Source organism: Pseudomonas sp. GW456-E7 (assembly GCF_059424105.1).
Genome location: NZ_JBWKZB010000085.1, coordinates 1 through 11,409, shown reverse-complemented (window position 1 = coordinate 11,409; position 11,409 = coordinate 1). Strand labels below are relative to the sequence as shown.

Sequence of the window (11,409 nt, the reverse complement as noted above, 5' to 3'; positions counted from 1 at the left end):
CCAGGTGCCGGGTTTCGAACTGGCGAATCTGTTCGGCCCGTTGCAACGTGGTGCCAATGGCATCCAGCCCCAGCAGCGTCATTTTCCTCTGTAGGAGCGAGCTTGCTCGCGATGGATTCAAGAGCGCCGCGTTTAGCCGGTAAGCACGCGTTATCGTTAACGACCATCGCGAGCAGGCTCGCTCCTACAGGATCCTTATCAGACCAGCCAGGGATTTTCCGCCAGGTGCCGGGTTTCGAACTGGCGAATCTGTTCGGCCCGTTGCAACGTGGTGCCAATGGCATCCAGCCCCAGCAGCAACGATTGCTTGCGCAGTTCATCGATCTCGAACGGGATCAGGTTGCCGTCCGCCAGTTCGATGGTTTGCTCCGGCAGGTTGACGCTGATTCGAGCCGTTGCCGGGTTGCTGGTCAACGCGGCAATCTGCTTGAGTTGTTCCTCGGTCAGTTGAATCGCCAACACCCCATTGCGCTGGCAATTGTCGTAGAAAATGCCGGCGAAACTGGTGCCGATCAGTGCGCGGATGCCGACCTGTTTCAGGCCCCAGACCGCATGTTCGCGACTCGAACCACAGCCGAAGTTGGCACCCACCACCAGAAACGCAGCCTCGCTCCAGGCCGGTTGGTTGAGGATGAACCGCGGATCGGGTGCGCCGGACTCAAGGAATCTCAAGTCAAAGAACAGGCCCTTGTCCAGGCCCTTGCGATCAATCCCTTTGAGGAACTGCTTGGGCATGATCACGTCGGTGTCGATGTTGGCGGCCAGGAGCGGGGCGGCGCTGCCGCTGACGATAGCGAAAGGTTGCATGGTTCAAGCCTCCAGCGCGAAGGTGCGCACGTCGGTCAAGTGCCCGGTAATCGCTGCGGCGGCGACCATGGCCGGGCTCATCAAATGGGTGCGCGCACCGGCGCCTTGCCGGCCTTCGAAGTTGCGGTTGGTGCTCGAGGCGCAGCGATCACCGGGGGCGAGCACATCGTCATTCATGGCCAGGCACATCGAGCAACCCGACTGGCGCCATTCAAAACCGGCGTCGAGGAAGATCTGCGCCAGCCCTTCGTCTTCGGCCTGGTCACGCACCATCGTCGAACCGGGAACAATCATGGCCCGCACGTGGGCTGCCACCCGTTTGCCGCGCACCACGCGGGCGACATCGCGCAGGTCCTCGATGCGCGCATTGGTGCACGAGCCGATGAAAGCGTGGCTGATCACCACGTCGCTGAGCGGCATGCCCGGCTCCAGGCCCATGTAGTTCAAGGCGCGTTGCATGCCCTGGCGCAGGATCAGGTCCGGCTGCGCGGCCGGGTCCGGCACATGCCCGCCCACTGGTGCGGCCTGATCGGGGCTGGTGCCCCAGGTGACCATGGGTTCGAGTGTCGCGACATCCAGAGTGACTTCGCGATCGAACACCGCACCTTCGTCGCTGTGCAGGCCGCGCCATGTTGCGACGGCCTGTTCCCACAGCTGGCCCCGGGGTGCGCGGGGCTTGTGTTGCAGGTAGGCGAATACCTTGTCATCCGGGGCCATGAATGCGCCTCGGGCGCCAGCCTCGACGGCCATGTTGCAGATGGTCATGCGCGCTTCGACGCTGAGGTCGCTGATCGCCGGGCCGGCGAACTCGATGGCGTAACCGGTGGCGCCCGAAGCGCCGATTTTCTCGATCAGGGCCATGATGATGTCCTTGGACGTCACGCCAGGCCCGAGCAGGCCATTGACCGTCACCCGCATCGTCTTCAGGCACTTGTAGACCAGGGTCTGCGAAGCCAGCAGGTGTTCGATTTCCGAGGTGCCGATGCCGAAGCCGAAGGCACCCAGGGCGCCGTAGGTGGTGGTGTGGCTGTCGCCGGCGGCAACGACCATGCCGGGCAGGATAAAGCCTTGTTCGGGGGCCACGACGTGCTCGATGCCCTGGCGTTTGTCCAGCACATCGAACAGTTCGATGCCGAAGTCGCGGCAGTTTTCTTCGAAGTAGGACACCTGACGGGCGCCGCCGGCGTCCGGCATGGCGGCAATACGTGTCGGCGCCGTGGGGTTGACGTGGTCGACCACCGCCAGCGTCGCGCTCGGGCGCCAGGCTTTGCGACCTGCGTCGCGCATGCCGCTGAAGGCTTGCGGGCTGGTGTATTCGTTGGCGACCTGGCGGTCGATGTACAGCAGCACGTGGCCCTGATCGTCGAGGGCGCAGACGGTGTGACTGTCGATATGTTTCTGGTAGAGCGTTCTGGGGCTGTGCATGGTGTGGGCTCTTGTTGTCATGCGAGATCACGGAAACGTACCCACAGCATATTCGTCGCCATTCCTGCATCAAGCGCCATTGAGTGAAGGCATTGAACACGTTGTGTGAATTATCGATGGCTGCCCGGGGTAAAGAAATCACCTGGAACACTGGGGGAAATGCCGCAATCGATGGGGTTCTTCTCAATATCCCGACGGCGGGGGCTGCCTTAGGCTGTGGGCATTTGGCAATCAAGTCGGCGGAGTCGTTATGCGTTTATTTGAACTGATCACTTTTACCGTGCGGGTGCGCACGGTGGCCGATGCACTGGCACGTATCGAGAATGAGTTGGCGAAGCCGGAAGTCGGCGGGGTGTTGATGGGTTGCTGGGCTTCGGAGATCGGCCCGTTGAACCAGATCGCCGTGCTGCGTGGCTATGCCGACGAGCACTCAAGGCAGGCAGAGCGCGAGCGTTTCCTGCTGGGGGGCGGGGCGTTTGGCGTCAACGAGTTCATCACCGACCTGCGCATCGAAAACTACACGCTGTTTCCCTTCCTCGAACCCTTGAGCGCCGGCCAGCACGGTCCGTTCTATGAGTTGCGCGTTTACGACCTGGTCAGCAGCGGCTTGCAGCCGACACTCGACGGCTGGAGAAACGCCATTGAAGCACGGACCAGCGAACAGTATTCGCCGGTGTACGCGGCGTTTTATGCCACCGACGGCGCGCTGCCGCGTTACCTGCACATCTGGCCGTGGCCCAGCCTTGAGCAGCGCTTGCAGGTGCGCACCCAGGCGGTCGCCGACGGCGTCTGGCCGCCGGAAAACTCCGGCCCGCAACTGCGTGACATGTGCTCGACGATCTACCTGCCGGCGAAGTTTTCGCCCTTGCAATGACGACGGCTCGGCTCATGCGCAGTCGAACGCTGCGGATTAGCGACGTGCCGGGAATGGCCCTGTAAACTGGCGGCGCAAAAGGCGCTCGCCTTACCCATTCAAGCAAGAGAACTTCCAATGGCAAACCACGACCTGACCTTCACGCCTGACCTCGATGCCGACTCGATTTCCTCCGACGTCGTCGGCTTCGGCGGTGTGCTGGTCTCCACCCAGATCCCGACCCGTGCCGACGGCAGTCTGGAGCTGGGCGACATCACCCTGCAAAGCGAATGCACCCTGCAAGCGCTGAAGGTTGCACTGGAACGTGCCGGCAGCTCCATGGACCGCGTGATGCACCTGACCATCTACCTCACCGACATGGCCGACCGCGCCGCGTTCAACGAGGTCTACAAACGCTACTTCGCCAAGCCGTGGCCAGTGCGCGCAGCTGTCGGGGTTGCCTCGCTGGCGGTTGAAGGCATGCGCGTGGAAGTGACCGCGATGGCGGCCAAGGCCTGATCTCGGCAACACACAAAAACCTGTGGGACATGGGCTGGATTTGTGGTCAACGCCGATCAACTGTGGGAGCGGGCTTGCCCGCGAAGGCGGCGTGTCAGCTTGCACAGGTGTTGACTGACCCAGCGCTTTCGCGGGCAAGCCCGCTCCCACAGTTGAATGTTGTTGTGCACAAATTCTGGGTACGACATAAAACCTTTTGTGGGAGCGGGCTTGCTCGCGATGGCGGCGTGTCAGTCGACATCAATTTTGGCTGTCACACCGCTTTCGCGAGCAGGCTCGCTCCCACAGGGGATGTTGGACGTGGGCTAAATTTTGCTCAACGCCGATCAAATACAGGATTGAGGCGGGCCAGGCCTGCCCGAAACGCCACCCGGCAGCATACGGGTGCCGGTCAGGCGTTTCGCCGCTACAATGCACGCCTCGACCGTGACAAGCCTGACTAAAAAAACTATGTCTTTGCCCAAACATCACCTGGAATTGCTCAGCCCTGCCCGCGATGTCGCCATCGCCCGCGAGGCTATCCTGCATGGTGCCGATGCCGTGTACATCGGCGGCCCGAGCTTCGGCGCCCGCCACAACGCCTGCAACGAGGTGAGCGAGATTGCCGAACTGGTGGAGTTCGCCCGTCGTTATCACGCGCGGATCTTCACTACCATCAACACGATCCTGCACGACAACGAACTGGAGCCGGCCCGCCAGCTGATCCACCAGTTGTACGACGCCGGCGTCGATGCGCTGATCGTCCAGGACCTGGGTGTGATGGAGCTGGACATCCCGCCGATCGAACTGCACGCCAGTACCCAGACGGACATCCGCACCCTGGAGCGGGCGAAGTTCCTCGATCAGGCCGGTTTCTCGCAACTGGTGCTGGCCCGCGAGCTGAACCTCAAGGAAATCCGCGCCATCGCCGACGAAACCGACGCGGCCATCGAGTTCTTTATCCATGGCGCGTTGTGCGTGGCGTTTTCCGGCCAGTGCAACATTTCCCACGCGCAGACCGGGCGCAGTGCCAACCGCGGCGACTGCTCCCAGGCTTGCCGCCTGCCGTACACCCTCAAGGACGAAAAAGGTGGCGTGATCGCTTACGAAAAGCACCTGCTGTCGATGAAGGACAACAACCAGAGCGCCAACATCCGCGCCCTGGTCGAGGCGGGCGTGCGCTCGTTCAAGATCGAAGGCCGCTACAAGGACATGGGCTATGTGAAGAACATCACCGCCTACTATCGCCAGCGTCTCGACGACGTCCTCGAAGACCGCCCGGACCTGGCCCGGGCTTCCAGCGGCCGCACCGCGCACTTCTTCCTGCCCGACCCGGAAAAGACCTTCCACCGTGGCAGCACCGATTACTTCGTCACTGACCGCAAGATCGATATCGGCGCCTTTGACTCGCCAACCTTCACCGGTCTGCCGGTGGGTGTGGTCGAGAAGGTCGCCAAGCGTGACATGCAGGTCGTGACGCACGAGCCGCTGTCCAACGGTGACGGCCTCAACGTGCTGGTCAAGCGTGAAGTGGTGGGTTTCCGCGCCAACATCGCCGAACCCAAGGGCGAATTCGAGGAAGACGGCGAGAAGCGTTATCGCTATCGCGTCGAGCCCAACGAGATGCCGGAGGGGATGTACAAGCTGCGCCCCAACCATCCGCTGAATCGCAATCTCGATCATAACTGGCAACAGGCGCTGCAACGGACCTCTGCCGAGCGTCGCATCGCCCTGAGCTGGGTCGCTCGCCTGCGTGAAGAACAGCTGGAACTGACAGCGACCAGCGAGGAGGGCATCAGCGCCAGCGTTACCCTGGCCGGCCCGTTCGGCGCGGCCAACAAGCCGGAGCAGGCGCTGGAGCAGTTGCAGGATCTGCTCGGCCAGCTGGGAACCACCCAGTACCACGCGATCGACATCAAGCTGGATGCGCCGCAGGCGTTCTTCATCCCGAACTCGCAGCTCAAGGCCTTGCGCCGCGAGGTGATCGAGGCCTTGACCCAGGCGCGGGTCGCCGCCCACCCGCGCGGCAGCCGTAAAGCCGAAACCACTCCGCCGCCGGTGTACCCGGAGTCGCACCTGACGTTCCTGGCCAACGTCTACAACCAGAAGGCCCGCGACTTCTATCACCGCCATGGGGTCAAGCTGATCGATGCGGCCTACGAGGCTCACGAGGAAGCCGGCGAAGTGCCGGTGATGATCACCAAGCACTGCCTGCGTTTCTCCTTCAACCTGTGTCCGAAACAGGCCAAGGGCGTGACCGGCGTGCGCACCAAGGTCGCGCCGATGCAACTGATTCACGGCGATGAAGTGCTGACGCTGAAGTTCGATTGCAAGCCATGCGAAATGCACATCATCGGCAAGATGAAGGGCCACATCCTCAACCTGCCGCAACCGGGCAGCGTGGTCGGTCACATCAGCCCCGAAGACCTGCTCAAGACCATCCCGCGCGCACCGCACTGAGTGACCGGCGAGCGCGCCGCAACGGCGCGCTCGCCTGTTGTTCAATACCCCGTGTAATTGAAGTAGACGACTGCCACGGCAACAGCGAGGCCAAAGGCTGCCAGGGCTTTTGTCTGTGCGCTTGCCTGAAATTCACTCGACACCTGCTCAAGGGGGTGCGAGTAGGCGGTGGGGTCCTGGCGGCGGTGCCGCATGGCCCGATAGCTGTAGCGCAAGCCGATCAGCAGGGACATGGCGATCAGGCCGAGGATCAGCCGGCGTATCGTTGCCCGTTTTTCGGTGGCGGCCAGGCTGCCCTCGTGTTCACAGGCCGGACTCCCGAACTCCACCACGGAAATCGGTTGGTAGACCGCCGCGGACTGCTTTGCATCATTGTGCAGCGCCGCCATCTGTTCCAGATCCAGTGCCTGATACTTCCAGAGTGTCGACGATCCTTCCCGGCAGTAAGTGAACGCAACGGGGCTCGAGGCGCCGATGATGCACGCGTCATTGATGCCGATTTTTTCCAGGGTTTGCGTCGCAGACCGGGTGAAGTCCAGTTCGAGGACAGGAATGACGCCGTTGGCAGACACCGTGACCGACACCAGCAGGCCCGCCATGGCGCACAGGGTTGATATTTTCAAGGTTTGGGCGTCCTCGTTTGTAGTTTTTTTTGTTTTAAACGCGGAGTCTGGTTGCAGCCTGCTCTTGCTGGAGTCTAGACGCTGGCGACAAAGCCGGAGTTGCAGTCGACGCTATCCACAGGTCTCGAGGACGGCTTTTTCAGCTCGTTTGAATTCCTGTTTGATGTCGGTGGGGATGCGTTGCTTCTTGAGTTCCTGGCCGAGGAAGGGTTGATCGCTGCGGGAGTGGACCTCTGCGTCTTCGGCCGTTATCTGTGCTTCGATGGCGGCGGCGTGCTTGTCGATGACGGCATTGACCTCGGCTTCGTTCCTGGCCGTATCAAGTGCCAGGACCAGCTGGCCGGCCTCGGCTTTTTCGGCTTCGGCATAGGCTTCGACCGTCAACCCGGAGGCCAGGGCCCGCGCCTGGGTTTCCAGGCCATTGAGGTGCTCCCGGGCGGCCCTGCAGACCGCGTCCTGTCGCTGGCTCTCGATGTGTTCCCAGGTGTTCAGTCCATAAATCGCGGCCCCGACCACCAGGATGGTTGCAAAGGTGCCCATCAATTTGCCTTTCACATTTTGCGCCCTCAAATGACAAAGGAGGGGTGTTGAGCAAACGATTCCCGATTCCATCCCCTAAAGGAAAAGCGTAGCAGACGTGATCGGGCCGAATGTGCGCCGACCACTTCCCCGGGGCTCGGCTGAACACTAAGCGTCTGTTTTAAAAAAACAAATTGTTTTATTGGGGCTTCCCATACGAGGTAAAACTTGGTAAATTGCCGCCCACTCTTGCACAGGTCCTCAGGGAGCTTGTCACGCAAGCAGGCAACAGCGCTTGTTGCCACTCAAGAAAGCGAGTGCCTGGCACTCATCGCAACAGATACAGGGGCGTCGCCAAGCGGTAAGGCAGCAGGTTTTGATCCTGCCATGCGTTGGTTCGAATCCAGCCGCCCCTGCCATTTTTTCTTCCTGCTCAATCAGAAAACACTCGGCCGACGGTTGTTATTCGTCGATTCGCCGGTTTTTTGCGTTCGTTGTTCATGTCCCGGATGTTCCCTTGCAAACCCGCGTGCAGCCAAGGCTCGCGCAAGGTCTTTGTGCGCGTGCCTCTAGCGAAAGCGCTCCGGGATGGCCTCGGCAAAGGGATACCAGGCAAACCAGGGCCGTGCCTCGTCGATCACCCGCTTGACCGAGGGCCTTTCGGTCAACCTGTCGAAATAAGCGCGCAAGTGGCGATGATCGGCGGCAAAGGGGACGAGGGTGCTGGCGTAGAACAGCGATGGGGCGGCGGCGCAATCGGCCATGCTGAAAGCGGGACTTGCCACCCAGGTGCTTGCCGCCAGTTGCCGTTCAAGCAGGCCGTACGCCGTTGTCAGCGCGGCGCGCTCGCGGGTCAGGTCGCCGTTGGCGGCGTTCAGGCGGTCTGCGACGATCTTCTGCATGGGCACCTGGACGTGGAGGTCGAAAAAGCGATCCCACAGCCGCACTTCCAGGGCGGCTTCCCAGTCGTGGGGAATCAGGTGTGCCTGGCCGGCATGCAGCCGGTCCAGATATTCAATGATCACACTCGACTCCGGCACATTCTTTTGCCGGGTGTGATCGCGAAGCACCGGGAACTTGCCGATCGGCCACAGCGCTTGAAGTTCGGCCCGATCGGCGTCGTTGCCCAGATCGATAATCCTTTTCTCAAACTCGATGTCCAGTTCATAGAGGGCGATCAGCGCTTTGTGGCAGAACGACGAGAGCGGGTGGAAATAAAGAGTCAGTGACATCCTTCCATTCCTCGGTGAGATGCAAACCGCTTCATTATCCGTCGCCATCGGCCAATGCGCGAGGCGCTCCATCTTGATGTCCGGTGCGGGCTGTTCGGGTTAGAGTGTAGATCCTGGCCTGAATATCAGGCATGCCACGTTCAGGGTCATACCGCCATGCACCAGATCGGACTCATTGTTTATCCCGGTTTTCAGGTTCTGGGCCTGGCCATGTGTGCCGCCTTCGAATTGGCCAACAGTGCCGGTGACGAGCCGTTGTACTGCATTGCCTTGTTGTCCGAGCCGGGTGGCCTGGTGCAAACCTCCGCCGGTTTTGCCGTGCAGACCGAAGCCTTCGACCAGCGCGCGTTCGATACCCTGCTGGTCCTGGGCGACAACCTGATCCGCCCGACCACAGCGGGCATGCTGGCGTTCTTGCGCCGCGCCAGTCACGGCACCCGACGCCTGGGCTCGATTTGCACGGGGGCGATTGCCTTGGCGGAGGCCGGTTTGCTTGATGGTCGGCGGGCGACCACCCACTGGGCGCATGTGCCGGCCTTTCGCAAGGCGTACCCGAACGTGAAGGTCGAGCAAGACCGGATCTTCGTCAATGATGGTCATCTGTGGACGGCGGCGGGCATGAGCGCGTGCGTGGACCTGGCGTTGGCGCTGGTGGAGCAGGACCTGGGCGCCGACCTTGCACGCAAGGTGGCGCGGCAATTGGTGGTGTACCACCGGCGTTCCGGCGGGCAGTCGCAGTTTTCAGTGATGCTGGAACTGGCCCCCAAGACCGATCGGATTCAGGCCGCGCTGAACTACGCCAGGCAGAATCTCAAGTCCGCGCTGTCGGTCGAGGAGCTGGCCAGCGCGGCCAATCTCAGCCCCCGGCAATTCAGCCGGGTGTTTCATGCCGAAACCGGCCAGTCCCCGGCCAAGGCCATCGAACGCCTGCGGGTCGAGTCGGCCCGGTTGATGATGGAGACCGGGCGGCACTCCATCGATGTGGTGGCGACGGACACGGGGTTTGGTGACCGGGAGCGGATGCGTCGTGCTTTTATTCGTGCGTTCGGGCAGCCGCCGCAGGTGATTCAGCGGGCCAGTCGGGGTTGATTTGTTGATGTCCTGAAAGGTGGTATATACGACATTCAAGCCTTTTTATGATGGGTGTAATCTGGATCTCGTTGAAACTTTTCCTTCAGTGAGATCACCGCCATGCCCTTCGTCAAAGCCGCCGCCGTACAAATCAGTCCCGTTCTTTACAGCCGTGAAGGCACCGTCGACAAAGTGGTACAGAAGATTCTCGAACTCGGCGAACAGGGCGTGCAATTCGCCGTGTTCCCGGAAACCGTCGTTCCGTACTACCCGTACTTTTCCTTCGTGCAATCGCCGTTCGAAATGGCCGCCGAACACCTCAAGCTGCTGGACCAGGCTGTCACCGTGCCTTCGCCCGCCACCGATGCCATCGGCGCTGCGGCCAGGCAGGTCGGCATGGTCGTGTCCATCGGCGTCAACGAGCGTGATGGCGGCACGCTGTACAACACGCAGTTGCTGTTCGATGCCGACGGCTCGCTGATCCAGCGCCGCCGCAAGATCTCCCCGACCTACCATGAACGCATGATCTGGGGCATGGGCGACGGCTCCGGCCTGCGGGCCGTCGACAGCGCGGCAGGGCGCATCGGGCAATTGGCCTGCTGGGAGCATTTCAACCCACTGGCCCGTTATGCCTTGATGGCCGATGGCGAACAGATCCATGCAGCGATGTACCCGGGGTCGTTTGCCGGTCCCCTGTTCGCCTCGCAAATGGAAGTCAGCATTCGCCAGCATGCCCTGGAGGCCGCGTGCTTTGTGGTCAACTCCACGGCATGGCTGTACCCCGAGCAACAGGCGCAGATCATGGCGGATACCGGCTGCGCCATCGGCCCGATCTCCGGCGGCTGCTATACGGCGATCATCAGCCCGGATGGCACGGTGCTGGGCTCGTTGCAGGAAGGTGAAGGCGAGGTGATCGCCGACCTTGACATGGGCCTGATCGACAAGCGCAAACGCATGATGGATTCCCGCGGCCACTACAGTCGCCCGGAACTGCTGAGCCTGCTGATTGACCGTACACCGCACGCCCATGTGCATGAACGCAGTGCGCATCCGAAGCTGGCCGAACAGACCGGGATGGAAGAAGTGATGGGATAGGTTGTACACGCAATTGCGGGGAACACCGATGCCTGTAGGAGCTGCCGAAGGCTGCGATCTTTTGATCTTCAGCAATCTCCAGATCGCAAAAGAAAGATCAAAAGATCGTCCGAACGCGGCCCGAGCCTTCGGCAGCTCCTACAGATATTTCGTGATCTGTCAGCGACGCCAGAAGTAACGCGCCAGCAGGGCATCGAGGCTGAGCTTGCCGGCACCGGACAGCAGCAGCGGAGTGAGGGCCACCAGGTAGATCAAGGGCAGCTTGAAGTTGCCGTAACCCTTGTTGCTGATGGCGTAACCCTGGGCAAGTTCACTCAGGGTGTGCCAGTCGGCGGGCCAATGCACGGCGGCGGTGGCGACGAGGGTCACCACCATCAGGCTCAACGCCGAGAAGCGTGTGCCAAGGCCCACCAGCAAGGTCATGGCGAAGATCAGTTCGGCCCACATCGACAGTTCCCAGTTCAGCGTCGCCGGAAGGTGGTCGAACGGAAACGGGAAGCGCTCCTGGATATCGGCGAACCAGTTCTGGCCGTGGAATTTTTCCAGGCCCGACTCGAGGAATTCCCAGGCAAGGAACACTCGCAGCGCCAGGGGCGCAACCCAGTTGCCGGCGCGGTCGAGGTTCAGGTTCAGGCCTTTGACGGCCGAGGAAATGGAGGTGTTCATGGACGATGATCTCCTTCAGGTCGGGGAGACGCGGCAAGGGCATGCCCCGTGAGTTGAGCGCTTTGATCGGCCAGGCCAATCGACCGGCGTATTTCATCAACGGGGTGTGTCTGCGGTGTGTCGTTGGGGTGGGGTTTTGCGTGCGGGGTGTGTCTGGGGC

At 61.6% G+C, this 11,409-nt stretch carries 11 protein-coding genes, 1 tRNA gene and 1 pseudogene; 6 read left to right on the top strand and 7 right to left on the bottom strand.

The features are described from left to right. From AC07YV_RS29045 to leuC, 3 genes and pseudogenes are all read right to left on the bottom strand, one after another. A pseudogene (locus tag AC07YV_RS29045) lies at positions 1-79 on the bottom strand (3-isopropylmalate dehydratase small subunit); the annotation flags it as partial. 119 nt (positions 80-198) lie between these two features. Beyond that, complete coding sequence (gene leuD, locus AC07YV_RS29040) at positions 199-807, bottom strand: 3-isopropylmalate dehydratase small subunit (RefSeq protein ID WP_102702710.1); 609 nt, start codon at positions 805-807, stop codon at positions 199-201. Between the two features lie 3 nt (positions 808-810). Continuing rightward, a complete protein-coding gene (gene leuC, locus AC07YV_RS29035; RefSeq protein WP_102702709.1) occupies positions 811-2,232 on the bottom strand; it encodes a 3-isopropylmalate dehydratase large subunit in 1,422 nt (473 codons plus the stop codon). Positions 2,233-2,482: 250 nt separating this feature from the next. Here leuC and AC07YV_RS29030 point away from each other — a divergent pair, with 250 nt between their 5' ends. The 3 genes from AC07YV_RS29030 to AC07YV_RS29020 all read left to right on the top strand — a co-directional run bounded on the left by AC07YV_RS29030 (position 2,483) and on the right by AC07YV_RS29020 (position 6,043). After that, entirely contained in the window at positions 2,483-3,106 is a 624-nt protein-coding gene (locus AC07YV_RS29030) for an NIPSNAP family protein (protein ID WP_102702708.1), read from the top strand. 117 nt (positions 3,107-3,223) lie between these two features. Continuing rightward, positions 3,224-3,604, top strand: coding sequence for a RidA family protein (locus AC07YV_RS29025; protein ID WP_007980523.1), 381 nt, complete (start codon positions 3,224-3,226; stop codon positions 3,602-3,604). Between the two features lie 450 nt (positions 3,605-4,054). Further along, the gene (locus tag AC07YV_RS29020) at positions 4,055-6,043 is read left to right on the top strand and encodes a peptidase U32 family protein (RefSeq protein WP_102702707.1); all 1,989 of its coding nucleotides are present in this window, start codon (positions 4,055-4,057) and stop codon (positions 6,041-6,043) included. Between the two features lie 41 nt (positions 6,044-6,084). Here AC07YV_RS29020 and AC07YV_RS29015 read toward each other — a convergent pair whose 3' ends face one another. Further along, on the bottom strand, positions 6,085-6,666 hold the full coding sequence (locus AC07YV_RS29015) for a hypothetical protein (RefSeq protein WP_494990391.1): 582 nt from the start codon (positions 6,664-6,666) through the stop codon (positions 6,085-6,087). Between the two features lie 111 nt (positions 6,667-6,777). After that, entirely contained in the window at positions 6,778-7,206 is a 429-nt protein-coding gene (locus AC07YV_RS29010) for a hypothetical protein (protein ID WP_102702705.1), read from the bottom strand. 323 nt (positions 7,207-7,529) lie between these two features. On the opposite strand from AC07YV_RS29010, the gene AC07YV_RS29005 reads away from it, so the two are divergent. Then, a tRNA-Gln gene (locus AC07YV_RS29005) sits at positions 7,530-7,604 on the top strand. A 150-nt stretch (positions 7,605-7,754) separates the two neighbouring features. Here the strand turns inward: AC07YV_RS29005 and AC07YV_RS29000 are convergent. After that, positions 7,755-8,417: a glutathione S-transferase family protein gene (locus AC07YV_RS29000; RefSeq protein ID WP_102702704.1), complete on the bottom strand. Its 663-nt coding sequence runs from the start codon at positions 8,415-8,417 to the stop codon at positions 7,755-7,757. 156 nt (positions 8,418-8,573) lie between these two features. Between AC07YV_RS29000 and AC07YV_RS28995 the strand changes: the two genes are divergently transcribed. Together AC07YV_RS28995 and AC07YV_RS28990 are read left to right on the top strand one after the other, a co-directional pair. Continuing rightward, the gene (locus tag AC07YV_RS28995; RefSeq protein ID WP_102702703.1) at positions 8,574-9,506 is read left to right on the top strand and encodes a GlxA family transcriptional regulator; all 933 of its coding nucleotides are present in this window, start codon (positions 8,574-8,576) and stop codon (positions 9,504-9,506) included. A gap of 102 nt (positions 9,507-9,608) precedes the next feature. After that, complete coding sequence (locus AC07YV_RS28990; protein WP_102702702.1) at positions 9,609-10,583, top strand: nitrilase-related carbon-nitrogen hydrolase; 975 nt, start codon at positions 9,609-9,611, stop codon at positions 10,581-10,583. A gap of 159 nt (positions 10,584-10,742) precedes the next feature. Here the strand turns inward: AC07YV_RS28990 and AC07YV_RS28985 are convergent, their stop codons facing one another. Beyond that, positions 10,743-11,249 carry an HvfX family Cu-binding RiPP maturation protein gene (locus AC07YV_RS28985; protein ID WP_102702701.1) on the bottom strand — a complete coding sequence of 169 codons (507 nt, stop codon included), beginning with the start codon at positions 11,247-11,249 and terminating at the stop codon, positions 10,743-10,745. Positions 11,250-11,409 lie beyond the last annotated feature (160 nt).